This is a genomic window from Phenylobacterium sp. Root700 (genome assembly GCF_001429025.1).
Classification (GTDB): Bacteria; Pseudomonadota; Alphaproteobacteria; order Caulobacterales; family Caulobacteraceae; genus Phenylobacterium.
Window position 1 is genome coordinate 284,203 of the sequence record NZ_LMHT01000011.1, and the last position, 25,895, is coordinate 310,097.

Consider the following 25,895-nt stretch of genomic DNA (forward strand, 5'->3'; position numbering starts at 1 on the left):
GACGAGCGTGTGGGGAGAGCCCTCAGCCCTTCTGGACGAAGCTGTCGATGACCTTCTTGTCGCCGGCCTTGTCGAACGAGACGGTGAGCTTGTTGCCGTCCACCGACTTGATCTTGCCGTAGCCGAACTTCTGGTGGAACACCCGCTCGCCGCGCTTGAAGTCGCTGGCGGCCGAGGATTCGGAGACGACCAGCCGGCCTTCGCCCTCGATGACCGCGCCGCGCCCTGGATGGCTGCCGTGGAAATTGCGGTCCTGGGCGCGCTTCCAGCCCGGCGAGGAATAGCCGGCGCCGAACGAGGGCGTTTCATCCCAGCGTGAGCCGTGCTGCTGCATGCCGGGACCGCCGCCGTAGTAGCCGGTCTCGGACGCAGCCTCGACGTTCTCGATCGGCAATTCGTCGACGAAGCGCGAGGGGAGCTGGCTGGTCCAGCGGCCATAGACCTGGCGGTTGGCGGCGAAGGAGATGCGGGCCTCTTCGCGGGCGCGGGTGATGCCGACATAGGCCAGGCGGCGTTCCTCCTCGAGGCCCTTTTCGCCCTTCTCGTCGACGCTGCGCTGCGAGGGGAAGACGCCTTCCTCCCAGCCGGGCAGGAAGACCAGCGGGAATTCCAGACCCTTGGCCGAGTGCAGGGTCATGATCTGCACCGCGTCGGCCTGGGGGCCGCGGTCCATGTCCATCACCAGCGAGACGTGTTCGAGATAGGATTCGAGGTTGTCGAAGGCGCTCATCGACTGGACGAGTTCCTTGAGGTTCTCCAGCCGGGTCTGGGCGGTCGGCGTCTTGTCTAGGCGCAGGGCGTCGGTATAGCCGCTCTCCTCCAGCACCTGCTCAGTGACGCGGGCGTGGTGCAGGGTCTGGGCCTGGGCGCGCCAGCGGTCGAGGTCGCGCAGGAAGTTGGACAGGGCCGTGCGGGTGCGGGCGGCCAGTTCGTCGGTCTGTACCGCCTCACGGGCGGCCTGCATCACCGGCACGCCGCCGACCCGGGCGATGTGCAGCAGCTTCTGGACGGTGGTGTCGCCGATGCCGCGCTTGGGCGTGTTGACGATGCGCTCGAAGGCCAGGTCGTCGTCGGGCGATTGGATCAGCCGCAGATAGGCGTGGACGTCGCGGATTTCCGCCCGCTCGAAGAACCTGGGGCCGCCGACCACCGTGTAGGGGATCTGCAGCATCACGAAGCGCTCTTCGAAGGCCCGCATTTGGAACGAGGCGCGGACCAGGATGGCCATGTCGCGGAACTTGCGCGGCTCCTTCTCGGTCCCGCCCTTCTTGGCGCGCTCGATCTCCTCGGCGACGAGCCGGCTTTCGGCCTCGCCGTCCCAAACCCCGCGGATGATGACCTTTTCGCCGTCATTGCTCTCGGTCCAGAGCGTCTTGCCCAGCCGTCCCTTGTTGGCCTTGATCAGCCCAGACGCGGCGGCCAGGATGTGGCTGGTCGAGCGGTAGTTGCGCTCCAGCCGGATCACCGTCGCGCCCGGGAAGTCGCGCTCGAAACGCAGGATGTTGTCCACCTCGGCGCCGCGCCAGCCATAGATCGACTGGTCGTCGTCGCCGACGCAGCAGACGTTCTGGCGCTTCTGGGCCAGCAACCGCAGCCACAGGTACTGGGCGACGTTGGTGTCCTGGTACTCGTCGACCAGCACGTATTTGAACCGCTCGTGGAAGTCGGCCAGCACGTCCGGATTGTTCATGAAGATCGTCAGGTTGTGCAGCAGCAGGTCGCCGAAATCGCAGGCGTTCAGCACCCGCAGGCGCTCCTGATAGAGCCGGTAGAGGGTCTGGCCCTTGCCGCCGGCGAACTCGGTCCCCTCGGACGGCGGTAGCCGGTCCGGCGTCCAGCCGCGGTTTTTCCAGTGGTCGATCAGCCCAGCCATGGCCTTGGGCGTCCAGCGCTTGGCGTCGACGTTCTCGGCCTCCAGCACCTGCTTGATCAGCCGTTCCTGGTCGTCGGTGTCGAGGATAGTGAAGTTCGACTTCAGCCCCACCAGCTCGGCGTTGCGGCGCAGGATCTGGGCGGCGACCGAGTGGAAGGTGCCCAGCCAGCGCAGGCCTTCGGCGGCCGGGCCGATGATGTGGGTGATCCGCTCGCGCATCTCGCGCGCGGCCTTGTTGGTGAAGGTGACGACCAGCAGTTCCCACGGCTTGGCCCGGCCGGTGGCCAGGATGTGGGCCAGCCGCGTCGTCAGCACGCGGGTCTTGCCGGTGCCGGCGCCAGCCAGCACCAGGACCGGCCCCTCGGTCGCCTCGACCGCGGCGCGCTGCTCGGGGTTCAGGCCCTCGAGATAGTCGGGGCCGCGCACGCGCGCGAGGTCGCTGACGCGGGCGGCGGGGAGGGCGTTGTCGAACGATTCAGGCACTGACATTGGAACATATGTAGCACAAACGAGCTGGGGCTTAAGACCGGAACCGCGCCGGATGCGGTTCGTTCTTTCTCGCGACCATGACAACCAACGGAGGAGGTTATGGCCGAGAATCCGAGAAGCGGAGCCGCGACCTGGCTGACCTTGCTATTGGGCTGCGTGATCATCGCGGTCGCTGTGGTCAGCTACTTCGCCTATGCGGGACGCAGAGTGGTCGAGCGGGACCTGCCGGCCAGCATCAATGTGGATATCGATCTGCCTAAGGCGCCGCCCATTCCTGATGTCCCGACTATCCCAACGCCCCCGATCCCGACGCCGAAATAGACCGTGAACGACCAGGACCCCAGGCCGCGCAAGCCGATCCCGCTCCTGCTTTGGGCGTTGATCGGATTCGTGCTGGTGTTCGGCTTCATAGTCCTGATGCGTGCGCTCAACCCGCCGTCCGCCGGCATCGGACCGGCCTCGCCGATCATCGCCGTGCCGACCAATCCCACGCCGGCGCCGCTGCCGGACGTGAAGCCGAGGCCCTAGGCGGTAACTCAATCGAGAGCCTTTTGCGGCAACCTGACCGAGCAGCCTTCGCTGTTTGTGGGACCCGATGGCCAGAGTTCTGACCTTGCTCGACCAGGTGCGGCTTCGGATCGCGCCGCTTTCGCGGGCGGCGCCGATCGCGGTCGGCTCGCAGCGCGGCATGATGAGCCTGAGCTTTGACGACTTCCCAATCAGCGCCTGGACGGAGGGCGGCCGGGTCATGGCCGACCACGGAGTGCACGCAACCTACTACGTGTCCGGCAGCCTGTGTGGCCAGGTCCACGACGACATGCGGCAGTTCGAGGTCGCCCATCTGCAGGCCGTGGCGGAGGCCGGGCATGAGATCGGCTGCCATACCTTTGATCACATCAGCGCGCTGAAGGCGCGGGCCGCCGAGTTCCACGCCTCGATCGACCGTAACGCCCATTGGGTGGCCGAGCGCCTGGACGGCTACGCCATGGAGACCTTCGCCTATCCGTTCGGCGACTGGTCCATCGGCACGAAGCGTTCGGTCGCCAAGCGGTTCAAGTGCGCGCGCGGCGTCCTCCGTGGCGTCAACAACGGCAAGGTCGACCGCGCGGGCCTGGTGTCCATCGGCCTCGAGAGCAAGAGCTTGGCCACTTTCGACATGGAGGCCGTCGCCGTCAAGGCGGCCGCCCAAGGCGCCTGGCTGGTGCTCTATGGCCACGACGTCGGCGATCGGTCTTCGCCCTACGGCTGCAGCCCCAAGCAGTTGGAGCGGATGATCCTGGCGGCCAAGGCGGCCGGCCTCGACATCCTGCCGGTCAAGGACGCCCTGGCGCGGATCCATTAGGGCGCTCAGCGATGCAAACGCCTGGTCAGGACGCCTTTGCGAAGGCGAGGGCGGCGACGCGGCAGGCCGAGGCCAGGGCGCGATCGGCCCGGCCCTCGTCGATCTGGGCGATCAGGCCCGCGAGGCTGACGCCCCGGACCAGGGCCATCTCGTCCAGGACCGCCCAGAACTCGGGTTCCAGCGCCATCGAGGTGGCGTGGCCGGAGAGCAGGATCGAACGTTTGCGCAGCCGTGGCATGACCGCCCTTGTGGCCCAGGCGCCACGTCGCGGCCAAGTGTTCAATTCGCGCCTTGCCAAAAGATGACGCTGGCGTCACTTTCAATCCGAACGTTGTTTGCTTGAGGCTGCCCCCCATGGCCATGACCGCTGACGCCCTTGACGCCCCGATCCGTCGCCAAGCCGGCCCCGCCGCGGGGCCGACGCCCTTGGCCAAGCCGAAGCTCCACTGGGGCGCGGCGCTGAAGGCGCTGCAGCGTCTGCTGAACGACAAAGAAGACACCGGCCAGGTGTTCGAGATCATGCGGGCCCTGAACGGGACCGCCACCGCCGACGGCTATCAGCGCCTGCTGACCACCGTGCAGGGCGGTCGCATCGCCTATGAGCGCGAGGAACTGGCGGTTCGGCTGATGGACGACGCCTGGCTCGACTCCTTCAAGGACGGCAGCGTCGGCGCGATCTATCGCGACTTCGTGCGCGCCGAGCAGCTCTCCGCCGAGGGCCTGGCCGAGATCAGCCGCATCGACGGCAATGATATCGACATCCAGCATCCCTACGCCTGGTTCGGCCGCCGGACGCGCGACATTCACGACATCTGGCACATCCTGTCCGGCTATCACCGCGACGGCCTGGGCGAGTCCTGCCTGGTGGCGTTCTCCTACGCCCAGACCAAGGGCCTGGGCTGGGCGCTGATCGCGGTCGGCGCGACCCTGCGCTCGCGCGGCGGCGAGCATCCCTACGCCAAGGCGATCTGGCAGGGCTATAGGCGCGGCAAGGCCGCCGCGTGGCTGCTGGGTGAAGACTACGACCGGCTGCTGAACGAGCCGCTGGAGGTCGCCCGCAAGCGGCTCGGCATCAGCCCGCCGACGCTCTACGACGCCATTCCGCCCGAGGCGCGCGACAGCGCCGTTCCCAGCAAGATGTAACAAACTTCGTGCGCTGATCCGGGGGGACGGCGCGCGGATGGCGCGGATGCGCCAGGCGGGTGGGGGAGTGTCGAGCCTCCTCCACCCATCGCCATTCCTTCAGATCCTGGGCTCTCAGGCCTCGGGTTCGCGCTTGGCGCCGTCGAGGGCGCGGCGCGCCTTGTCCGCCTGCGCCTTGGCGGCGGCCTTTTCGCTCTTGGCGCGGCCGAACTTCACGCGGTTCTCCTGGGCCTGATCTCGGGCCCCCAGACGATCCTTGATCTTGCGGGCCTTGTTGAGGTTCACGACGTTGCTCATGGCCCCGTTCTTACCGCGAGCGGTATCTGAAGGTCGACGGCGAACAACCTAGCCGGGTTGGGCTTTTCTCGACATCTCCATAGGAATGGCGCACGCAGACAGCACTCAGGTCGGGGGGAAAGCCTTGGCGATAGAGCTGCTTAGAAGGTTGCGGAACAGCGTTCGTGGCTGGCCCAATCTGGCTCTGCCCGCCTTGGTCGTGGCCATAGGCCTGATCACCACCTGCGCTGGCGGATACCTGATCGAGCAGGGGCGGCTGGCGCGCGAGCAGCTGAGGTTCGACGCCGTCGTCGATGAGGCCAACGACGCGGTCGCTGGGCGCCTGGACACCTACATCGCCGTGCTGCGGGCCGGGGCAGGCCTGTTCGCCGCCAGCCAGGATGTGAACCGTTCGGAGTTCCGGGCCTTCGCCGAGCGGGTGGAGCTGACCCGCCGCTATCCCGGCATTGAGGGGATCGGCTTTTCGATCCGCATCCCGCCGGGCCAGGCTCCGCGGCTGATCGCCCGCATGCGCGCCGAGGGCATGCCCGACTTCGACTTGCCGCCTAGCGAGGGCGAGACGCACGCGATCATCTATCTGGAACCCGCGGACCTGCGGAACGCCGTCGCCCCCAGTTTCAACATGCACGCGTCCCCAGTGCGTCGCGAAGCCATGGACAGGGCACGCGACACCGGCGCGCCGGCGCTGTCGGGCAAGGTGGAGTTGATCAACGCGGTCGATCGCGACCAGGCGGGGTTCCTGCTCTACGAGCCGGTCTATGAAGGCGGGGACGTGCCGGAAAGCGTGTCCGAGCGCCGCAGCCGGCTGCTGGGCTTCGTCTATGCGCCGTTCCGCGCGGGCGACCTGCTGAGCAGCGTGTTGGCGTCCGCCCGGCCGGCCGGGTTCGATTATGCGGTCTATGACGGCCGCCCGAGCGCCGCGACCCTGCTCTATCGGTCGACGGCCCCCGTGGCCGGCGAGGACGGCCTGTCGGCGACCCGCAAGCTGAATATCACCGGCCGGACATGGACCATTATCTATCGGGGACGACCGGACGACGCGCGGGCCTCGGAGGCCGGCCTGACCTTAGAGTTCATGGCGACAGGGGCTCTGGTCAGCCTGCTGATCGGCCTCGCCACCTGGCGGCAGGTGCGCGCCCGCGTCGCCGCCGAGCGCGAGATCGTCGCCCGGATCGCCGCCGAGGCGCGGCAGAAGCTGCTGCTGGACGAGTTGAACCACCGGGTGAAGAACACGCTCGCCACCGTGCAGTCGATCGCCGCCCAAAGCCTGCGCCATGGAACCGATGTCGGCAGCGTGCGCGAGAGCTTCGAGGCTCGGCTGATCGCCCTGTCCCAGGCCCATAACCTGCTGACCCGCGACAACTGGCGCGGCGCGAGCCTGGCCGAATTGGCGAGGAGCGAGCTTGCGCCCTATGGCGGGGCCGAAGGCGAGCGGGTTTCGATCACCGGCGAGGAGGTCTGGCTGGCGCCCAACACCGCCGTGGCGCTGGGCATGGCGTTCCACGAACTGGCCACCAACGCCGTGAAGTACGGCGCGCTCTGCGGCCCGGACGGGCGGGTCGAGGTGGGCTGGAAGGTCACGCCCGCCGGGCAGGACCGCCAACTGCGGATCGTCTGGCGCGAGGAGGGCGGACCGCCGGTCAAATCCCCGACCCGGCGCGGGTTCGGATCGCGGGTCATCGTCGGCGGCCTGGCCCATCAGCTGGACGGCGTGGTCGACCTGTCGTTCCCGCCGACCGGGGCGGTCTGCACCATCGTCTTTCGGCTGCCGCCTTCCGGGGTGGAGGAGGAGATGCTGCGATTAGGTTCGGCGGCTTGAAACCCAATCGCCTGCGAGCCGTTTCCTTGCGACCCCGAAAAGGAGACGACACCATGCATCCCGGCATTCGTGAACATATGGAAGTCATCGGCTCGGACGGCGGCCACGTCGGCCGCGTGGACCACGTGATTGGCGAAGACATCGAACTGGCCAAGCTCGACCTTGGCGGCGGCCTCAAGCATCACCTGATCCCGGCGAGCTGGGTCGATGACGTGGCCAACGAGAAGGTCCGCCTCAACCTCACCAAGGACGCCGCCAAGGCGGCCTGGCGCGAGAAACACTAGGCCAAACCAAAAACGGCCCGGAGCGATCCGGGCCGTTTGTTATCGGGGCTTCAGGTCGGCCAGGGTCAGGGCCGCGAAGACCGGGATGTCGAGGCCTTCGATGGCTGGCGGTCGGTCCGCCCGCCAGACCGCGCAGACCACGGCCACGGTGATCGCGCCGACCTCGTCCAGGCGGGCCTTGGCGTCGCGGACGGCGCCGCCGGTGGAGATGACGTCCTCGATGATCGCCACGTGCTTGCCGCGCAGGTCGCCGCCCTCGACGGCCAGGCAGGTGCCGTAGGTCTTGGCCTCCTTGCGCACGAAGGCGGCAGGCCGTCCGTTGAACAGCGACATGGCCGTGGCGATCGGCACGCCGCCGAGTTCGACGCCGGCCAGCACCTCGACCTCGTCGGGCACCAGCAGGACCATGGCCTTGGCGACCCGCGCGAGCAGGCGCGGGTCGGCCTCGAACCGGTACTTGTCGAAGTACTCGGTGGCTTGAGCGCCGGAGCGGAGGCGGAAGCTGCCGGTCAGGCGCGCGGCCGCGTCGATATCGGCTGCGAGCTGGGCCCGGGCTTCCGCGCTCACCCTACTTAACCGAGGCGGTGAAGCGTTGGATGCGGGTGCAGGCGTCTTCCAGCACGGCGTTGGAGGTCGCGTAGCTGATGCGGAAGAACGGCGAGAGGCCGAAGGCCGCGCCGAACACCACCGAGACGCCCTCTTGCTCCAGCAGCGCGACCGCGAAGTCGGCGTCGCTGTTGATGACCGCGCCGCTCTGGGTGGTCTTGCCCAGCAGCTTCTCCATCGACGGATAGACGTAGAAGGCGCCTTCCGGGGTCGGGCAGTGGATGCCGTTGGCTTGGTTCAGCATGGAGACCACCAGGTCGCGGCGCTGTTCGAACAACTTGGCGTTCGGCTTGATGAACTCCTGAGTGCCGTTCAGCGCCTCGACCGCCGCCCATTGCGAAATGGACGAGGGGTTGGAGGTGGTCTGGCTCATGACCTTGGCCATCGACTTGATCAGCGCCTCGGGGCCGGCGGCGTAGCCGATCCGCCAGCCTGTCATGGCGTAGGCCTTGGAGACCCCGTTCATGGTCAGGGTGCGGTCGTAGAGCTGTGGCTCGACCTGGGCGATGGTGAAGAACTCGAAATCGCCGAACACCAGGTGCTCGTACATGTCGTCGGTCAGGATCCAGACGTGCGGGTGGCGCAGCAGCACGTCGGCCAGGGCGCGCAGCTCGGCCTTGGTGTAGGCCGCGCCCGACGGGTTCGACGGCGAGTTCAGGAACACCCACTTGGTCTTCGGCGTGATCGCCGCTTCCAGATCGGCGGGCTGCAGCTTGAAGCCGGTCGCATCGGAGGTGGGCACGGCCTTGGGCGCGCCGCCGGCCAGCAGCACGATGTCCCAGTAGCTGACCCAGTACGGCGTCGGGATGATCACTTCGTCGCCGGGGTTCAGCGTCGAGATCATGGCGTTCCAGATCACCGGCTTGCCGCCGGGCGACACGTTCACCTGGCTGGTCTTGTAGGTCAGGCCGTTTTCGCGCTGGAACTTGGCGACGATGGCTTCCTTCAGCTCAACGATGCCGTCGACATTGGTGTACTTCGTCTTGCCGTCGCGGATCGCCTTGATGGCGGCTTCCTTGATGTTGTCCGGCGTGTCGAAGTCGGGTTCGCCCGCGGCCAGGGAAATCACATCCCGGCCCTGCGCTTTCAGCTCACGTGCTTTCGCATCCGCCGCCAGGGTGGCGGACGGCTTGACGCGGGACAGCGCAGCGGATTCGAGCGACATGGCGGGGAGACTCCCAGGCGAGGAATGAAAGGAAACCGCGGCGGTGTAGCCGATGGCGGGCCTGAGGCAAACCCGAGTTCGGACCTGGAACGGCGTTTCGCCGCGGCCGTTTGCGTCTGAGGCCTGAAAAGGGAGCCAAATGCTCGATCACTTCGGTTTCATCGTCAGCGATCTGGCCGCCGCACGGCGGTTCTATGAGGCCGCGCTGGCGCCGCTGGGCCTGTCGGTGGTGGAGGAACAGCCGCAGGCCTTCATCCTCGCGCGCAAGGATCAGCCCATACCCTTCGTGTTCATCGGGACAGGGCGGCCGACCTTCTGGACAGACGCCGCGCAGGCCGGCGCGTCACCGGCGCATTTCGGCTTTGCAGCCAGGGATCGCGCGGCGGTGGACGCGTTCTACAAGGCGGGGCTGGCGGCCGGTGGCCGTGACAACGGGGCGCCAGGGCTTCGACGACCAGACTACTACGGGGCGTACCTGCTCGACGCAGACGGAAACAACATTGAGGCTGGCGTCCGTGAAAGGACCTCGGGCGTCTCGCGCCAGCCTTGACCCTTTGTCCCTGATCGGCGACGGGAGGTTCATGGGCCGCATCTTCCGCTTCATCTACGAAATGGACGCCAAGGCTTGGCGCTCGGTGCTCGTATCGTTCGTGCTGTTCGGCGGCGTAGGCGTCGTCTTCCTATTCGGCGCGCAGGTCCTGGGCTTCAACGGCGAGGCGACGGTCGAGCGTTGGCTGGGCCTGGCCTCCGACGGTCCCTGGGCCCTGCCGGTGGCGGTGACGGCCTTCGCGGCCCTGGCCTTTGTGGGCGTACCGCAGTTCGTGCTGATCGCCGCGGCGGTGGTGGCGTTCGGGGCCTGGACCGGCTTCGCCTATAGCTGGATTGGCACCATGGTCTCCTCGCTGGTCGGCTTCTATCTGGGCCGGGCGGCCGGGGCGCGGGCGCTGAAGACGCTGTCGGGCGAGAGCATGCAGCGGTTCATGGACCTGGTGGGCCGCAACGGTTTCCTGGCCAGCCTGATCGTGCGGCTGGTGCCCTCGGCGCCGTTCATCGTCGTCAACATGGCGGCGGGCGTCACCCCGATGCGGATGCGCGATTTCGCGGCCGGCACTGCCCTCGGGATCATTCCGAAGATCGTGCTCACCGCCTTTGCGGGCAACTCCATCGTCCAGGTGCTGAAGGGGGAGGGCGGCAGCCACATCGTGTGGCTGGTGGTCATCGTCGCGGTCTGGATCGCCATCGGCTGGTTTGCGCGCAATTGGCTCAAGTCCCGGGAAGACGCGATCAGCGGTCCCAGGAAGGATTGACGCCGCCTCTGGCCTATTCCTCGCCGCGAGGAAGGTTCTTGCGTGGAGGGGCCGATAACGTGGTTTTCGCGCAATAGTCTTGCGGCTCGACCCCTGTTTGGGTACACACGCCGTCATGCGCACGCAGTCGACCAACCTGCTTCTTCTCGACCTGGGGCTTAGCCGCCCCTGGGCCCGTTAGGCTGCGCGACTTCGCGGCCGGGCGCTCAGGGGATATCACCCGTCGCCCGCCCCTATAGAATGACCCGCGAAGAGAGTTCGCAAAATGACCACCGCTCCCAACGACACCGCTCGCGATTCGCGTGATCGCGTCATTGTATTCGACACCACCATGCGCGATGGCGAGCAGTCGCCTGGCGCCTCCATGTCTCTGGACGAGAAGCTGGAACTGGCGAAGATCCTCGAGGATATGCGGGTCGACGTCATCGAGGCCGGCTTCCCGATCGCCTCGAACGGCGACTTCGAGGCCGTCCGCGAAATTTCGAAGATCGTCACCGAGAGCACGATCTGTGGCCTGGCCCGCGCCGGCATGGTGGACATCGAGCGCTGCGCCGAGGCGATCCGCCCGGCCAAGCGCGGCCGCATCCACACCTTCCTGTCGACCAGCCCCAGCCACCGCGATCACATCCTGAAGGCCAGCCAGGAAGACATCCTGGAGATGATCACCAAGTCGGTGACCCACGCGCGCAACCTGTGCGACGACATCGAATGGTCGGCCCAGGACGCCACGCGCACCGAGCAGGACTTCCTGCGTCGCTGCGTCGAGGCCGCGATCAAGGCCGGCGCCAAGACCGTGAACATCCCCGACACGGTCGGCTATTCCTATCCCAGCGAATACGCCGACATCTTCCGCGACATCATCGAGAACGTCCCCGGCGCGGACGAGATCATCCTGTCGACCCACTGCCACAACGACCTGGGGCTGGCCGTGGCCAACAGCCTGGCTGGCGTGCAGGGCGGGGCGCGGCAGATCGAAGTCGCCGTCAACGGCATCGGCGAGCGGGCCGGCAATGCGGCGCTGGAAGAGGTCGTCATGGCCCTGAAGGTGCGCGGCGACGCTCTGCCTTACTATACGGGCGTCGAGACCCAGCACATCACCCGCGCCAGCCGCTACGTCTCGGCCATCACCGGCTTCCCGGTGCAGTTCAACAAGGCGATCGTCGGCAAGAACGCCTTCGCCCACGAGAGCGGCATCCACCAGGACGGGATGCTGAAGGACCGCGGCACCTACGAGATCATGAGCCCCGAGACCGTGGGGCAGGGCGCTTCCAACCTGGTCATGGGCAAGCATGCCGGCCGGGCGGGCTTCCGCGAGAAGCTGAAGGAACTGGGCTACGAGCTGGGCCAGAACGCCCTGAACGAAGCCTTCCAGCGCTTCAAGGATCTGGCCGACAAGAAGAAGCACGTCTTCGACGACGACATCGTGGCCCTGGTCGACGACGCCCTGGCCTCGGGCGCCGACCGCATCCAGGTCAAGCATCTGCGCGTGATCGCCGGCACCGACGGCCCGCAGGAAGCCACCCTGACCGTGTCGGTCGACGGCGACGAGCGTTCGGCCACCGCCACCGGCGACGGCCCGGTCGACGCGGTGTTCAACGCCATCCACGAGGTGGTGCCGCACACCGCCATGCTGCGTCTGTTCCAGGTGCATGCGGTGACCGAGGGCACCGACGCCCAGGCCCAGGTCTCGGTTCGTCTGGAGGAGGATGGCCGGATCGCCACCGGCCAGGCCGCCGACACCGACACCCTGACCGCCTCGGCCAAGGCCTATGTGAACGCGCTCAACAATCTCTTCGCCCGCAAAGAGAAGACCGCCCCCGAGGCGATCGCCAGCGGCTTCTAAGCGTCCCCGCGCAGGCGGGATTTCAAGGCAATCTCTTCGCGCCACGGAGGTTCAAGACTGAACCTCCGACCGCGTGCGCGTGAGCGGGACCAAAAGACATGCTGTGGATTGTTCTGACCGCGGTGGCCGCGCCGCTGCAGGTGGCGCGCAACGCGCTGCAGCGCGGCCTGGTGGGCGACGCTGGGCCGTGGGGCGCGACCCTGGTGCGGTTCCTGTTCGGGCTGCCGTTCGCCTTGGCCATCTTCGCCGTCGTGGCGTTGCTGACCCCGGGCGCCGCGCCGCAGTCCTCGTGGCGGTTCTGGATCGCCATTTCGGTCGGGGCCTTCGGGCAGGTGGTGCAGACCGGACTGCTGTTGCTGGCCATGCGCCGCTCGGGCTTCGCGGTCGCGACCTTCATGCAGCAGACCAATCTGCCGTTGGCGGGGCTGCTGGGGTTGTTCGTGTTCGGTGACGCCATAGGGCTGGGCGGTTGGATAGGCCTGGCCGCCACCACCGTTGGTCTGGGCATCCTGTCCTGGCCTTCGCAGGCCATGACCAGGGGAGCGTTGGCGGGCTCGGTTCTGGGCGTCGCTTCAGGCGCGGCGATGGCGGTGGTGTTGAACGCCTATCGTCAAGCGGGCCTGGCGCTGGAGCCGGCCCATCCGATCTATGCGGCGACCGCCGCTGTTTGCGTGGCCCAGGCGCTGCAGTCGCTCGGCCTGACCGCGATCCTGGCGATGACCCGGCCGGCGGCCCTGCGGGCGGTGGCGGCCTCTTGGCGCGAATCGCTCGGGGCCGGCTTCTGCGGTGCGGCGGCCTCGGCTTTCTGGTTCAGCGCCCTGGCCTTGGCTCCGGCCGGGCAGGTGAGAGCGGTCGGCGTCATTGAACTGCCCGTCGCCGCCGCCGTCGGTCGCCGGTTGTTCAAGGAGCGCCTGACGGTTCGGCAAGTGGTGGGCGGCGTCGTCACGGCCTTGGGCGTGGTGGTCACCGCCCTGGGCTAGATAGCTCAGCTTGGCCTTGGATATCGTCGCGGAGTCGCGTTATGTAGTTTATCTTCATAACGAGACAGGACGCCCCCTTGCGACGCCTTGCCCTATCGGCCCTCCTGGCCTCGACCGCCTGCGTGACGCCAGCCTTCGCCGATCTTCGTATGAGGCTGTAGACATGAGCGCCGACGGTCACCTGGATGCAGCCCTGTTCCTTCGGCGCGGCGCAAGCCGTGTCGGCGCTGAGCGGATCGCTCTGCTGCAGGCGGTGGCGCAGCTGGGCTCGATCAGCGCGGCGGCCAAGCAGGTGGGGCTCAGCTACAAGGGCGCCTGGGACGGCGTGCAGGCGCTGAACAACCTGTTCGACGGCCCGCTGATCGCCGCGCAATCTGGCGGCCGGCAGGGCGGGGCGGCCAGCGTCACCCCGCGCGGCCATGCGGTGATCGCCGCCTTCCAGAAGGTCGAGGCCGAGCTTGGCGAGACCCTGGCGCGGCTGGAGGCCAGGCTGGCGGGTGACGGTGAACTCGATGGACTGTTCTGGAGCCTCGGCATGAAAACCAGCGCGCGCAACGCCCTGCGGGGCGTGGTCAGCCACGTCACAGAAGGCGCGGTCAATTCCGAGGTGTCCCTGAGAGTGGCCAACGGCGTCGACATCGTCGCCGTCGTCACGCGCCAGAGCGCCCTGGACCTGGGCCTTGCACCCGGCAAGCCGGCCATCGCCCTGATCAAGTCCAGCTTCGTCGTCCTGGCCAAGGGCGAGGGCCTGGTGACCTCGGCCCGCAACCAGCTTCGCGGCGAGGTCAGCCATCGCGAGGACGGCGCGGTCAGCAGCGAGATCACCCTGTCGCTGGCCGACGGCAAGACCCTCACCGCCACCATCACCCGCGAGAGCGCGCAGGCCTTGGGGCTGGCGGTCGGCGAGGTGGTCACCGCGCTGATCAAGGCGCCTCACGTCATCCTAGCCGTCGAATAGGACCTGCCCATGCGAAATCATGTCTTTGCCGCCACGGCCTTGGCGGCGGCGCTGCTGGCCTTTCCCGCCCTGGCGCAGAGCGTCGCGCTGAAAGGGCCGGACGGTCAGGTCGCGACCTTGTCGGCCGCCGATCTCGCCGCCCTGCCGCACGTGAAGATGACCGTGATACAGCACGGAAAAACCTCGACTTTCGAGGGTGTGCCGCTGGGTGAGATCGTCACCCAGGTCGGCGCGGCCAGCGGCAAGGCCGTGCATGGCCCCGAACTGGCCACCGTGATCCGCGTCACCGCCAAGGACGGCTATCAGGTGGTGCTGGGCCTGGCCGAGACCGATTCCGGCACCCGCAAGGGCGCCATCATCCTGGCCGACCGCGCCGACGGCGCGCCGCTGAAGGATGACGGCCCATTCCGTCTGGTCGTCGAGGACGACCTGCGCCCGGCGCGCTCGGCGCGGATGGTCGAACGCATCGAGGTCATCCGCCTTTCAAACACCAAGCCCGCCGCCGCCGCGCATCACTAGGGGATAGACCAGATGAAGCTGCTCCGTTGGATCGCCGCCGTCCTCGCCGCCTCGCTGATGGCGAGCGCCGCCCAGGCCGCGCCGGTGACGGTGTTCGCCGCCGCCTCGTTGAAGAACGCCCTCGACGAGGTCGGCGCGCAGTACGCCAAGAGCGGCGGGGAGGCGCGGTTCTCCTATGCGGCGTCCTCGGCCATCGCCCGCCAGATCGAGCAGGGCGCGCCGGCCGACGTCTATGTGTCGGCCGACAGCGACTGGATGATCTACCTGGCCGAGCGCAAGCTGATCGTGGCGGCGACCCGGCGCGACCTGCTGACCAACCGCCTGGCGCTGATCGCGCCGGCCGACTCGAAGGTGGCGCTGAAGATCGCTCGCGGCATGCCCATCGCCCGCGCCCTGGGCGAGGGCCGGCTGGCGGTGGCCGGCCCCGACGTCCCGGCCGGCAAGTACGCCAAGGCCTCGCTGAGCGCGCTGGGGGTCTGGGACGGCGTCTCGGGCAAGCTCGCCCAGGCCGAGAACGTGCGCACGGCGCTGCAATATGTGGCGCGCGGCGAGAGCCCGCTGGGGATCGTCTATGACACCGACGCCAAGGTGGAGCCCAAGGTGCGTATCGTCGGGCTGTTCCCGGAAGGAACCCATCCGAGGATCGTCTATCCGGCCGCCGTGGTCGCGGCCTCCACGAACCCGGATGCGGCGAAGTTCCTGGCCTATATGAGCGGCTCGCAGGCCGCGGCCATCTTCCGCAAATACGGCTTCACGGTCCTGCCGCGCCGCTAGGGCGCCACTGCTCGCCAACACATCAGTCCAGCGATCCGATGGGCGCCGGATGGTCACCTGCGCGCGTTCACGAGATTGCGACCCGGCACGCCTTCGTTTCGCGCCAATGCAGCCCATGTTGGAGGTGAAGTTGCGTCATGGCCCGGCGGTTGTCGGCGCCAGGACGAAGCGTGGGGCGTCGAGTTGGTTTGGAGTAAAAGATGCTGATCCGGGACATTCTGACGGAACGCGACATCGTGCTTGATGTCTTGGCGACGGATAAGGCCGCGGTGCTGGCGCGCGCCGCTATCCTCCTCGCTCGCACCGCCGGCGCTGATCAGCAAACCATCGGAGAGGCGCTGGTCGCGCGCGAGCAGACGGGCTCCACCGGTTTCGGCTCGGGCGTCGCTATCCCGCATGCGTTGGTCGGTGGAATTTCGGCGCCGACCGCCTGTCTCCTGCTGCTTGGCCAGCCCGTGGCCTACGACGCCATCGACGAGCGCCCGGTGGACATCGCCCTGGGGCTGCTATGGCCCAAGCATGACACCCGCGGGTTCCTGCCGGGCTTGGCCCAGATCGCCCGGGTGATGCGTAGCGGCCGGACGCGCAAGCTGCTGCGAACGGCGCCCACGGCGGCTGCGGCCCTGGCCTATCTCGATCAGAAGGTGGAAGCCTCGGCCCCGCAGGACGCGGACGTACGCTTGGCCGGCCAGGACCTCTACCTTCAGTACGCCTGAAGGGTTTAGCGCGCCTTGCGCTTGGCGAGCGCCATCGGGACCAATGCCGCGGCCACGCCGGCGACGTTGGACACCAGGTCCTTGAACTGGAACGTGCCGGACACGACGCCAAAGATCTGCGTGATCTCGAGCCCGGCCCCTAGCGCCAGGTAGAAGCCGCCGATCAGCCATGGCTTGGTCCGGGGCAGAGACAGGATGGTCAGCACGGTCAGCAGGTAGCCGTAGATGACGTGCATGGTCGCGTCGGCCGGCGGCGCCCATTTGCGGGCGTTGTAGTGCGGGTCCAGCGCGCCGGCGAGGCAGACGGCCAGGACGACGAGCAGGGCGGCCCGACCGCCCCAGGTGATCACTTTCTGCATGCGCCTTCCGTTAGCGCGCTTCGCCGCGCTCGCCTATTGGGCGGCGAAGAACGCGTCTGGATCATCGACCTCGATCAGCCGGCCCTTGCGGATCTCCAGGAACCGGGTCGCGGCCGAGCGGGTGAAGTAACGGTCGTGGGAGACGAACAGGCAGGCGACGTCGGAGCTTTCCAGCTGCGCCTCCAGCGCCTCCTGGCCCTCGATGTCCAGGTGGTTGGTCGGTTCGTCGAGCAGGTAGAGGTTCGGCTTGGAGAGCTGCATGCGCAGGAAGGTCAGGCGCGCGCGCTCGCCATGGCTGAGGTCGCCGATCGGACCCTTGATCCGCACATAGGGGAACCCCGCCTTGGCCAGCAAGGCGTTGGCGTCGCGGGTGGTCGCGCCGTCGATCTCCGTCAGGTAGTCGACCAGGCTGGTCTTCAGCGGCAGGGCCGCCATCCGCTGGTCGAAATAGACCAGCCGGCTCTGCGGGTTGAAGCGGATCGGCGCCTGGCCGTCATAGTGCTCGCGCTCGGGATCGAAGGCGCGGGCCAGCGCGCCCAGCAGCATCGACTTGCCGGTACCGTTGACGCCCAGCAGCGCGATCCGGTCGCCCGCCGACACCGCCAGCCGGTCGATATGGAACAGCTTGCGCCCGCCATCCGGGGTGGTGACGCCGTAGTTCTGGATGCGCAGGGCGACCTTGGCGTCCATCTCCCCGTCGTGCAGCTCCAGCCGGCGCTCACGGGCTGAATAGGCGCCGGTGCGCTCGGCCTCGATCCGGTCGATGCGCTTCTCGGTGGCCTTGGCGCGCTTGTGGAACTTGTCGTTCTTCACGCCCCAGACGCGGTAGCGGGCGGCGACCTTCTGCAGCCGCTCGATCTCCTTGGATTCGAGCTGTCGCCGCACGGCGTCGGCGGCGTCGCGTTGCAGCAGCGCTTCGCGCGCCTCGATGAACGGGGTCTTGAAACTGTGGGCGCCGTCAGCGCGCAGGAACAGGGTGCGGGTGGTGGTCCGCTCCAGGAACTCCCGGTCGTGGCTGACGATCAACATTGGCAGCCGGTCATTCGCCCCCAGCCAGGTCTCCAGCGTGTTGATGTTGGAGAGGTCGAGGTGGTTGGTCGGTTCGTCGAGGATCAGCAGGTCGGGCTCCGAGAGCCGCGCCGCCGCGGCGATCAGCATCAGCCGCTGCCAGCCGCCGCTCAGCGATCCGAAGGCCTGCTGCGCGGTCTCGTAGGACACGCCGATCTCATCCAGCAGGACGTCGACTTTCCAGTCCTCCGATCCATCGGTGAGGGGCAGGGCGCTTTCCAGCACCTCGCGGACCGTGCGCTCGGCCAGTCCCTTGGGCACGTCCTGGGGCACGTAGCCGATCTTCAGGCCGCGCGAGCGGACGATCTGGCCGTCGATCAGCTCCAGTTCGCCCAACAGGCACTTGAGCAGGGTCGACTTCCCCGCGCCGTTTTCACCGACCAGAGCGGTGCGAGCGTCGTCCAGCTGGAAGCTGACGCCCTCGAAGACGCGGCTGGAGCCATAGAAGAAGCTGGCGTTCTCGACGCCCAGGACGGCCTGACGGGATGACATCGGAATGCACGCTTGCTTGGCCGTAACGGTGATAGGCGAGTTGGGTCTTGTAGTCGCCGGGCGAGGCCGAAGCTGTAACCCCAATGCGACACTTCGGCGACGATCGCGGCCAGAGTCGCCAAGGTCGCCCGACTCGACGGAACAATCCCTGGTTTCCTGGATTGAGGCCCCAATGTCTATTGGTTGGCGATATCGACGGCTCCGGGGGGCGGTCCATGCGTGAGGCGGGTCTCGCAAGCCGGGACGGGCGTGCCTCGTCGCGCCAGGCGCTCCAACGGATTTTCCGTTCCTGGGAAGGGCTCGTGGAACGGCTGCCTGTGGGCGTCTATGTCTGCGACGCAGGCGGGGTGATCGTTCACTACAACCGGCGCGCGGCCGAGCTTTGGGGCCGCAGCCCCGACCTCGGCGCCGACGAGCTCTACGGAGCGTTGCGGATCTTCCACGCCGACGGTCAACGGCTGGAGCCGCACCAGTCGGCGGTCGCCGAGGTGCTGGCCACCGGCGCGCCGGTGAAGGACCGCGAGGTGATCGTCGAGCATGTCGATGGCCGGCGGCTTCACCTCCTGACCAACGCCGAGCCGCTGTTCGACGACCACGGGGCCTTGGTGGGCGCCGTGAACTGCATCCAGGACGTCACCGATCTGCGGCAGGCGCGCAACATGCTGCGCGCGCGGCAGGGATGGTCGCAGCGGGTGCTGGAGTCGTCTCCCGTGGCGATCTACCAGACTGATTCCGAGGGCGTGCTCCTGGGCTTCAATTCCGCCGCCGCCGCGCTGTGGGGGCGCGAGCCGAGGATCGGCGAGGATCGCTGGTGCGGATCCTACAAGCTCTTTTGGCCGGACGGCTCGCCGATGCCGCTGGAGACCTGTCCGATGGCCCAGGCGATTCGGGAGCGGCGGCAGATCGCGGGCGCCGAGGCGATTTTCGAACGTCCCGACGGCGGGCGCGGCGCGTTCCTGGCCTATCCGACGCCTTTGTTCGACGCCGACGGCCAGCTGGTGGGCGCGGTCAATCTGCTGGTGGACATAACCGAGCGCAAACGCGCCGAGGATCTCCAGAAGACCCTGCTGGACGAGTTGAACCACCGGGTGAAGAACACCCTGGCCACGGTCCAGTCGCTGGCGGCCCACAGTTTCAGCGACGTGGGCGATCCGGCCGGGATGCGCCAGGCCTTCGAGGCCCGGCTGATGGCGCTTTCCGGCGCGCATAATCAGCTGGCCGACCGGCGATGGGAGGCCGCCGACCTGCTCGATATCGTGGCGGGCGTTCTCGCGCCCTATGGCGGCGAGGCGGTGTTCTGCGAGGGGCCTTCGATTCAGCTCTCGACCCGGGCCTCGGTGACCTTCGCCATGGTGCTCCACGAATTGGCGACCAATGCAGGCAAGTACGGTGCCCTGGCGAATGGGGACGGGCGGCTGCTTGTCCATTGGGCCACGACCCCGGAGGGTCTGTCCCTGGAATGGCGCGAGAGCCACGGTCCGGCGGTGAAACCCCCGCAGCATAAGGGTTTCGGGCTCAGATTCATTCGCGGCGCGATCGAGCGGGAACTGGCCGGAACGGTCGATTTCGACTTTGTCGAAACCGGTCTGCGCTGCCGGATCTCGGCCCCGCTGACGGTCGCGACTTGACGCTCAGCCATGCTTGGCGAGGTCGCGCGACTGTGCGCGGGATCGCACACGTGCGACGCGAAACCACACGCGTGTCATTAAGCCTTGAAATGAACCCAATGGCAGGGCACACGGACCATCTGTCCTGCAAGCGGAGGCTGACGCCGCATGACGTTTCGAGATTCGAAACGAAGCGTTGGCAGCCTGGGCTTCGCATACCCCGCCAATCCGCTCTCCACCCCCAGGGCCCTGCATGTTTTCGTCCCTCTTCGGCGCTATCTCCAACGACATCGCCATTGATCTCGGCACCGCCAACACCCTCATCTACATGAAGGGTAAGGGCATCGTTCTGAACGAGCCCTCCGTCGTGGCGCTTCGCAACGTCGGCGGCCGCAAGGTCGTCCACGCCGTGGGCATAGAGGCCAAGCAGATGCTGGGCCGGACCCCCGGTCACATGGAGGCGATCCGCCCCATGCGCGACGGGGTCATCGCCGACTTCGAAGTCGCCGAAGAGATGATCAAGTATTTCATCCGCAAGGTTCACAACCGTAAGGGCTTCGTGAATCCGAAGGTGATCGTGTGCGTGCCGTCCGGCGCCACCGCGGTCGAGCGCCGCGCCATCAACGACAGCTGCCTGAACGCCGGCGGGCGCCGCGTCGGCCTGATCGACGAACCCATGGCCGCCGCGATTGGGGCGGGCCTGCCGATCCACGAGCCGACCGGCTCCATGGTCGTCGACATCGGCGGCGGCACCACCGAGGTGGCCGTGCTGTCGCTGTCGGGCATCGTCTATTCGCGTTCGGTCCGCGTCGGCGGCGACAAGATGGACGAAGCGATCATCAGCTACATGCGTCGCAATCATAACCTGCTGATCGGCGAAACCACCGCCGAGCGCATCAAGAAGGAAATCGGCACCGCCCGGGCTCCGGCCGACGGCGAGGGCCTGTCCATCGAGGTCAAGGGCCGCGACCTGATGCAGGGCGTGCCGCGCGAAGTCCGCATCAGCGAGAAGCAGGCGTCGGATTCGCTGTCGGAGCCGGTCAGCCAGATCGTCGACGCGGTGAAGATGGCGCTGGAAGCCACGCCGCCGGAACTGGCTTCCGACATCGCCGACAAGGGAATCATGCTGACCGGCGGCGGCGCGCTGCTGCGCGGTCTGGATGCCGAAATTCGCGACCATACCGGCCTGCCGGTGACGGTGGCGGACGACCCGCTGTCCTGCGTCGCGCTCGGCTGCGGCAAGGTCCTTGAACATCCGAAGTGGATGAAGGGCGTTCTCGAGTCCACCCTGGCGTAGAATTCGCGAGTCGCGGCATGAGAGAGGTCTCTCAGGCCGCGCCTTGGAAGCGAGCAGGTTCAGGTGGCTCTTCGTGAGAATCCGTTCGGCGAGCTAAGAGTCCCGCTGGCATGGACAGCCGGGGTGGCCCTTATCGTGGCCATTGTCGTGGCCGTGGTCCTGCTGATGTCCGACCGCCGGGAAACCTTCCAATCCGAAGCCTATGGCGCGTCGCGTCAGATGGGCGATGCGATCTCCGCGCCGGTCACCGGCTTCTTCGCCACGCCCGGCCGCTGGGTGGGCGACGGCGTGAATTCGATTCGCGGCTATTTCTTCGCGGTGTCGGAGAACACGCAGCTCAAGGCCGAGCTTCGCGAGGCCCAGGAGTGGAAGATCGCGGCGCTGGCGCTGCGTGACACCAACGATCGCTACAAGGCGCTGCTGGGCCTGAAGACCGATCCGCCGATCCCGATGGTTGCGGCGCGCACCGTCAGCGAGGCCCGTGGCCCGTTCTCCAACACCCGCCTGGCCAACGCCGGTCGGGAAAAGGGCGTGATCACCGGCAATCCGGTGATGAGCGAGAACGGCCTGGTCGGACGCGTCATCGGCGTCACCAACGGCGCCAGCCGGATCCTGTTGCTGACCGACATCGCCTCGCGCACGCCGGTCATGGTCGACCGCACCAACGCACGCGCCATCCTGGCCGGCGACGGCGGCCCCAATCCCAGGCTCGAATATCTCCGCGGCCAGGACCCGGTGAAGCAGGGCGACCGTCTGGTGACCTCGGGCGACGGCGGCGTGCTGCCGCGCGGCCTGCCGGTCGGCGTGGCGGTGAAGGGGCTGGATGGCCGCTGGCGCGCGGTGCTGGCCTCCGACGCCGCGCCTGTCGACTTCGTGCGCATCCTGCTGTTCCAGGACTTCTCGCAGCTGGCGACCGCCGCTGCGGCCGAATTGAACAAGATGCCCGTACCGCCGCCGGCGAGTTCGCCGCCGACCGTGGGCGTGACCGCGGCTGCTCCGGCGACGGCTGCGGCAGCGCCGGCCCTGCGGCCGGCCGTCGCGACGCCCGCCACCGGCGCGGCGCGTCCCGCCGCAGCGGCGACCGCACCTCGGGCGCCTGCGCCTAGGGCCTCGCCGGCGAGGGCGCCCGCGCCCAAGGCCGCGACGCCGAGACCTGCGCCTGCGCCCACACCCGCGCCGGCCGCGCCGCCGCCTTCCGAAGTTCCGTTCTAGGATGGGCGGCGCTCGCCCCCTGGCTCCTTGGCGCTGGCTCGGGGTTCCGCTTGTTCAGTGCCTGGTGCTGACGGTGCTGTTCTCGCTGCCGTTCCGCGCCTTCGGCCTGAGCCTGCCTGAGCCGATCTTTCCGATGGTTCCCGCCTTCGCCTGGGCGGTGATCCGGCCCTCGATCCTGGCGCCGGTGGGCGTGCTGATCATGGGGCTGTTCCTGGACGTGTTCTGGGGCGCGCCTCTGGGCCTCTGGGCGCTGTCGCTGCTGATCACCTATGGCGCGGCCCTGGTCGGGCGCAACATGATGGCGGGGCAGAGCTGGCCGGTGATGTGGTCCTGGTATGCGGTGACCAGCGGCCTGGCCATGGGGGCCGCGTTCTTGTTCACGATGCTGGACTCCCATGCGACCGCGAGCCTGGTGGCGGTGGCCTGGCAATTCCTTGTGACGCTTCTATTGTTTCCGTTCGCGCACCTGCTCATCGATCGCTTCGAGGATGCAGATGTCCGCTTCCGCTAGGTTTTAAGGCGATGGCCGAGCCGTCGATCTTCTTTTCCGAAGTCAATGAGCGGCAGGGGGTCTTCCACCGCCGGATGTTCCTCATGGGCGGCTTTGCGGGCCTGGGGCTGGCGGCGCTGGGCGGTCGCCTGGCGCACCTGCAGATCGTCGAGACCCAGCGCTACGAGAAGCTCTCGGCCTCCAACCAGTTCAACTTCCGCCTGGTGCCGCCGCCGCGCGGCCTGATCGTCGACCGCAACGGCGCGATCCTGGCCTCCAACCGGCCCAACTTCCGCCTGCTGCTCGCGCGGGAGGAAGGCTCCGATCCGCAGGCGATGCTGAAGACCCTGGCCCACTTCGTGCCCCTGGACGAGGCGCGGCAACTGCGGCTGGTCAAGGACATCGAGCGCACGCCCAAACGGGTGCCCGTGGCGGTCATGGAGGACATGACCTGGGAAGAGTTCTCGGCGATCAATGTCCGCGCGCCGGAGCTGCCGGGCGTGACCGCCGACATGGGCGAGGTGCGAGTCTATCCGTACGGCGGCGCCTTCGCCCACGTGATCGGCTATGTCGCCAAGGTGAACCGGGAGGACCTGACGCCGACCGGGCCCAATTCCGATTCCATCCTGCTGCACCCCGGCTTCCGGATCGGGCGGCAAGGCGTTGAAAAGGCGTTCGATCTTCCGCTGCGCGGCAAGCCCGGCGCCCGTAAGGTCGAGGTCGACGCCAATGGCCGCGAGGTCCGGCAGGACGAGGCCGGCGATATCCCGGCCACGCCTGGCAAGACCATCCAGCTCACCCTCGACGTCGACATCCAGAACCGCGCCCTGGAGGTGATGGGCGATGAGAGCGGGGCCATCGTCATGATGGATTGCCGCACCGGCGACCTGCTGTGCATGGCCTCGTCGCCGAGCTTCGACGCCAACCGGTTCGTCAAGGGGCTGTCGGGTCCGGAGTACCGGGCGCTGGCCGGCTATGAACGCAAGCCGCTGCTCGACAAGGCGATGACCGGCACCTATCCGCCGGGCTCGACCTTCAAACCGACCGTGGCTCTGGCGGCGTTGACGGCCGGCGTCGACCCGGAGATGCGGGTGAACTGCTCGGGCGGTTGGTACTATGGCGGCCGCACCTGGCGGTGCTGGCGGCATGGCGGGCACGGCTCGCAGAACATGCACGACGCCATCAAGAACTCCTGCGACATCTATTTCTACCAGACGGCGCTGCGCATCGGACCTGATCCGATCGCCAAGGCGGCTCATGCCATGGGCTTTGGCCAGATCTTCGACATCGGTATTCCCGGTCAGAAGAAGGGCGTCGTCGGGTCGCGTGAGTGGAAGCGCAAGGCGGTGAAGCGCGAGCCGGTCTGGCAGCCCGGCGACTCGGTGAGCTACGGGATCGGGCAGGGCTATGTGGCGGTCAACGCCCTGCAGCTGGCGGTGATGACCGCGCGGCTGGCCAACGGCAAGAAGGCGCTCAATCCGCGGCTGATCCGGTCGGTCGGCGGCGTGGAGATGCCGCGCGGCGACGCCGCGCCGGACCTGCCGTTCACCGACGAGCAGATCGCCTATGTGCGCGGCGGCATGGTGGCGGTGGCCAACGACACCGGCGGCACCGCCTATCGCCAGAGTCAGCTGGGTCTCGGCGACATCCAGATGGCCGGCAAGACCGGCACCGCCCAGGTTCGCAGCTTCGACAAGGTGGCCTCGCGCAGCAGCGCCGGGGTGACCTGGCGGCTGAAGGACCACAACCTGTTCGTCGCCTTCGCGCCGGTCGATGCGCCGCGCTACGCCGTGGCGGTCATCATCGAGCATGGCGGCCTGGGCGGGGCCACCGCCGGCGCCCCCCGCGCGCGCGAGGTGATGCGGGTCGCCCTGCTGAAGGATCCCGAACTGCGCGCGCGCATCGAAACGCCGTTGCCCATGCCGGCGATCCCTGATGACGTAGAGGCCGAAGGGGTGGCGCCGGAGGCGCCGACCGTGACGCCGCCGCCGCCCTTGCCGCCCGGAGGCCCGACATGACTGTCAGCGCCCTGACCCGCCCCGGCGAACGCGACCGCCTGGTCGTCAAGATCGCCGAGATCGATTGGCTGTTCGCCTTGGCCCTGTGCCTGATCGCCGGCGCCGGCGCCCTGATGATGTTCTCCATCGCCGGTTCGTCCTGGGACCCTTGGGCCGCCAAGCACCTGATCCGCTTTGGCTTATGCTTCTTCCTGATGATCGGCCTGGCGATGATCGACCTTCGGGTCTGGTTCACGCTGGCCTACCCGATCTACGGGATCGGCCTGCTGCTGTTGGTCGCCGTCGAGGTGATGGGCGACGTCCGCATGGGCGCGCAGCGATGGCTGTCGTTGGGCCCGTTCAGCTTCCAGCCCTCGGAAATCATGAAGCTGGGTATCGTGCTGGCGCTGGCGCGCTTCTATCACGGCATGTCGGCCGACAGCGCCCGGCTGTCCTGGTGGCTGCTGGTGCCGGCCGCGATGATCGCCGCGCCGGTCGTCCTGGTCATGCACCAGCCTGACCTGGGCACAGCCATGCTGATCGCCATGACCGGCGTGGCCATCGTGGTTTTGGCGGGACTGTCCTGGCGGATCATCGCCGCGGGCGTGATCTCTTTTGTCGTCGCCGTTCCGCCGCTGGTGATGTTCGTGCTGCACGACTATCAGCGCAAACGGGTGCTGACCTTCCTCGATCCGGAAAGTGATCCGTCAGGTTCGGGCTATCACATCCTGCAGTCCAAGATCGCCCTGGGCTCGGGGGGCTTCTTCGGCAAGGGCTACGGCCTGGGCTCGCAGAGCCAGCTGAACTTCCTGCCCGAGAAACAGACCGACTTCATCTTCGCCACGCTCGCCGAGGAGTTCGGCTTCCTGGGCTGCTTCTCGATCCTGGTGCTCTATGCGCTGGTGATCTTCATGGCGCTCAGGACGGCGGCGCTGTCCCACTCGCACTTCGGGCGTCTGGCGGCGGCGGGCACCACGGCGACCTTCGCGCTCTATGTGCTGATCAATGGGGCGATGGTGATGGGCCTGGCGCCGGTGGTCGGGGTGCCGATGCCGATGCTGTCCTATGGGGGCACCGTCATGCTGACCGTGATGATCGGCTTTGGCCTGGTCCAAGCCGTCCGCGTTCAACGCTATTCGGAAGTCACCAGCGGCAAGGGCGCGCTGATGTAGGTCCACGCTCGCGCGTGTCATCCCGGTTTGCGAAGCAAGACCGGGACCCATTCGCGCTGCGTGGCGGAATGAGGCGAGGCCTCGCT

Annotated in this window: 27 protein-coding genes; 20 read left to right on the top strand and 7 right to left on the bottom strand. The window is 67.7% G+C overall.

Translation table 11 applies throughout. The annotated features are described in order from the left end of the window. Window positions 1-22 precede the first annotated feature (22 nt). The gene (locus ASE02_RS06895; RefSeq protein WP_056732487.1) at window positions 23-2,362 is read right to left on the bottom strand and encodes an ATP-dependent helicase; all 2,340 of its coding nucleotides are present in this window, start codon (window positions 2,360-2,362) and stop codon (window positions 23-25) included. A 99-nt stretch (window positions 2,363-2,461) separates the two neighbouring features. On the opposite strand from ASE02_RS06895, the gene ASE02_RS06900 reads away from it, so the two are divergent. From ASE02_RS06900 to ASE02_RS06910, 3 genes are all read left to right on the top strand, one after another. Continuing rightward, window positions 2,462-2,683: a hypothetical protein gene (locus ASE02_RS06900; RefSeq protein WP_056732489.1), complete on the top strand. Its 222-nt coding sequence runs from the start codon at window positions 2,462-2,464 to the stop codon at window positions 2,681-2,683. 3 nt (window positions 2,684-2,686) lie between these two features. Continuing rightward, the gene (locus tag ASE02_RS06905; RefSeq protein WP_056732491.1) at window positions 2,687-2,890 is read left to right on the top strand and encodes a hypothetical protein; all 204 of its coding nucleotides are present in this window, start codon (window positions 2,687-2,689) and stop codon (window positions 2,888-2,890) included. A 67-nt stretch (window positions 2,891-2,957) separates the two neighbouring features. Continuing rightward, the gene (locus ASE02_RS06910; RefSeq protein WP_056732493.1) at window positions 2,958-3,704 is read left to right on the top strand and encodes a polysaccharide deacetylase family protein; all 747 of its coding nucleotides are present in this window, start codon (window positions 2,958-2,960) and stop codon (window positions 3,702-3,704) included. A gap of 25 nt (window positions 3,705-3,729) precedes the next feature. On the opposite strand, the gene ASE02_RS06915 is transcribed toward ASE02_RS06910, so the two are convergent. Then, window positions 3,730-3,942 carry a ribbon-helix-helix domain-containing protein gene (locus ASE02_RS06915; RefSeq protein ID WP_056732495.1) on the bottom strand — a complete coding sequence of 71 codons (213 nt, stop codon included), beginning with the start codon at window positions 3,940-3,942 and terminating at the stop codon, window positions 3,730-3,732. Between the two features lie 116 nt (window positions 3,943-4,058). Here ASE02_RS06915 and ASE02_RS06920 point away from each other — a divergent pair, with 116 nt between their 5' ends. Then, complete coding sequence (locus ASE02_RS06920; RefSeq protein ID WP_082601905.1) at window positions 4,059-4,847, top strand: Coq4 family protein; 789 nt, start codon at window positions 4,059-4,061, stop codon at window positions 4,845-4,847. Window positions 4,848-4,961: 114 nt separating this feature from the next. On the opposite strand, the gene ASE02_RS06925 is transcribed toward ASE02_RS06920, so the two are convergent. Next, window positions 4,962-5,144, bottom strand: a complete 183-nt coding sequence (locus tag ASE02_RS06925; RefSeq protein WP_056732498.1) for a DUF4169 family protein — start codon at window positions 5,142-5,144, stop codon at window positions 4,962-4,964. Between the two features lie 199 nt (window positions 5,145-5,343). Between ASE02_RS06925 and ASE02_RS06930 the strand changes: the two genes are divergently transcribed. Then, window positions 5,344-6,963: a CHASE domain-containing protein gene (locus ASE02_RS06930; RefSeq protein WP_162257144.1), complete on the top strand. Its 1,620-nt coding sequence runs from the start codon at window positions 5,344-5,346 to the stop codon at window positions 6,961-6,963. A 53-nt stretch (window positions 6,964-7,016) separates the two neighbouring features. After that, window positions 7,017-7,247, top strand: a complete 231-nt coding sequence (locus ASE02_RS06935; protein ID WP_056732502.1) for a DUF2171 domain-containing protein — start codon at window positions 7,017-7,019, stop codon at window positions 7,245-7,247. A 39-nt stretch (window positions 7,248-7,286) separates the two neighbouring features. On the opposite strand, the gene pyrE is transcribed toward ASE02_RS06935, so the two are convergent. Both pyrE and ASE02_RS06945 read right to left on the bottom strand, forming a co-directional pair. Then, window positions 7,287-7,814, bottom strand: a complete 528-nt coding sequence (pyrE, locus tag ASE02_RS06940; RefSeq protein ID WP_056732504.1) for an orotate phosphoribosyltransferase — start codon at window positions 7,812-7,814, stop codon at window positions 7,287-7,289. Window position 7,815: 1 nt separating this feature from the next. Continuing rightward, window positions 7,816-9,018 (bottom strand): pyridoxal phosphate-dependent aminotransferase, encoded by a 1,203-nt coding sequence (locus ASE02_RS06945; RefSeq protein WP_056732506.1) that lies wholly within the window; start codon window positions 9,016-9,018, stop codon window positions 7,816-7,818. Window positions 9,019-9,157: 139 nt separating this feature from the next. Here ASE02_RS06945 and ASE02_RS06950 point away from each other — a divergent pair, with 139 nt between their 5' ends. From ASE02_RS06950 to ASE02_RS06985, 8 genes are all read left to right on the top strand, one after another. Then, on the top strand, window positions 9,158-9,568 hold the full coding sequence (locus ASE02_RS06950; RefSeq protein ID WP_056732508.1) for a VOC family protein: 411 nt from the start codon (window positions 9,158-9,160) through the stop codon (window positions 9,566-9,568). Window positions 9,569-9,599: 31 nt separating this feature from the next. Next, entirely contained in the window at window positions 9,600-10,325 is a 726-nt protein-coding gene (locus ASE02_RS06955) for a TVP38/TMEM64 family protein (protein ID WP_056732788.1), read from the top strand. Between the two features lie 265 nt (window positions 10,326-10,590). Beyond that, a complete protein-coding gene (locus tag ASE02_RS06960; protein WP_056732510.1) occupies window positions 10,591-12,168 on the top strand; it encodes a 2-isopropylmalate synthase in 1,578 nt (525 codons plus the stop codon). 98 nt (window positions 12,169-12,266) lie between these two features. Then, entirely contained in the window at window positions 12,267-13,148 is an 882-nt protein-coding gene (locus ASE02_RS06965) for a DMT family transporter (RefSeq protein WP_056732512.1), read from the top strand. 163 nt (window positions 13,149-13,311) lie between these two features. Beyond that, window positions 13,312-14,106: a TOBE domain-containing protein gene (locus ASE02_RS06970; RefSeq protein ID WP_056732514.1), complete on the top strand. Its 795-nt coding sequence runs from the start codon at window positions 13,312-13,314 to the stop codon at window positions 14,104-14,106. A 9-nt stretch (window positions 14,107-14,115) separates the two neighbouring features. After that, window positions 14,116-14,625 carry a molybdopterin-dependent oxidoreductase gene (locus ASE02_RS06975; protein ID WP_056732516.1) on the top strand — a complete coding sequence of 170 codons (510 nt, stop codon included), beginning with the start codon at window positions 14,116-14,118 and terminating at the stop codon, window positions 14,623-14,625. Window positions 14,626-14,637: 12 nt separating this feature from the next. Further along, a complete protein-coding gene (gene modA / locus ASE02_RS06980; RefSeq protein ID WP_056732518.1) occupies window positions 14,638-15,399 on the top strand; it encodes a molybdate ABC transporter substrate-binding protein in 762 nt (253 codons plus the stop codon). Between the two features lie 200 nt (window positions 15,400-15,599). Continuing rightward, on the top strand, window positions 15,600-16,115 hold the full coding sequence (locus tag ASE02_RS06985; protein ID WP_056732521.1) for a PTS sugar transporter subunit IIA: 516 nt from the start codon (window positions 15,600-15,602) through the stop codon (window positions 16,113-16,115). A gap of 5 nt (window positions 16,116-16,120) precedes the next feature. On the opposite strand, the gene ASE02_RS06990 is transcribed toward ASE02_RS06985, so the two are convergent. Beyond that, window positions 16,121-16,474 carry a hypothetical protein gene (locus ASE02_RS06990; RefSeq protein WP_056732523.1) on the bottom strand — a complete coding sequence of 118 codons (354 nt, stop codon included), beginning with the start codon at window positions 16,472-16,474 and terminating at the stop codon, window positions 16,121-16,123. Between the two features lie 33 nt (window positions 16,475-16,507). Next, window positions 16,508-18,034, bottom strand: a complete 1,527-nt coding sequence (locus ASE02_RS06995) for an ABC-F family ATP-binding cassette domain-containing protein (protein ID WP_056732525.1) — start codon at window positions 18,032-18,034, stop codon at window positions 16,508-16,510. 302 nt (window positions 18,035-18,336) lie between these two features. Between ASE02_RS06995 and ASE02_RS07000 the strand changes: the two genes are divergently transcribed. From ASE02_RS07000 to rodA, 6 genes are all read left to right on the top strand, one after another. Continuing rightward, on the top strand, window positions 18,337-19,662 hold the full coding sequence (locus ASE02_RS07000) for a PAS domain-containing protein (RefSeq protein WP_056732527.1): 1,326 nt from the start codon (window positions 18,337-18,339) through the stop codon (window positions 19,660-19,662). Between the two features lie 232 nt (window positions 19,663-19,894). Further along, window positions 19,895-20,938 carry a rod shape-determining protein gene (locus ASE02_RS07005; protein WP_056732529.1) on the top strand — a complete coding sequence of 348 codons (1,044 nt, stop codon included), beginning with the start codon at window positions 19,895-19,897 and terminating at the stop codon, window positions 20,936-20,938. Between the two features lie 63 nt (window positions 20,939-21,001). Continuing rightward, the gene (gene mreC / locus ASE02_RS07010; RefSeq protein WP_056732531.1) at window positions 21,002-22,150 is read left to right on the top strand and encodes a rod shape-determining protein MreC; all 1,149 of its coding nucleotides are present in this window, start codon (window positions 21,002-21,004) and stop codon (window positions 22,148-22,150) included. 1 nt (window position 22,151) lies between these two features. Next, complete coding sequence (locus ASE02_RS07015; RefSeq protein WP_056732532.1) at window positions 22,152-22,661, top strand: hypothetical protein; 510 nt, start codon at window positions 22,152-22,154, stop codon at window positions 22,659-22,661. Window positions 22,662-22,672: 11 nt separating this feature from the next. Further along, complete coding sequence (mrdA, locus tag ASE02_RS07020) at window positions 22,673-24,658, top strand: penicillin-binding protein 2 (protein WP_056732534.1); 1,986 nt, start codon at window positions 22,673-22,675, stop codon at window positions 24,656-24,658. Further along, window positions 24,655-25,809 (top strand): rod shape-determining protein RodA, encoded by a 1,155-nt coding sequence (rodA, locus tag ASE02_RS07025; RefSeq protein ID WP_056732536.1) that lies wholly within the window; start codon window positions 24,655-24,657, stop codon window positions 25,807-25,809. The genes mrdA and rodA overlap by 4 nt, the downstream gene beginning before the upstream one ends. The last annotated feature ends 86 nt before the right edge of the window (window positions 25,810-25,895 follow it).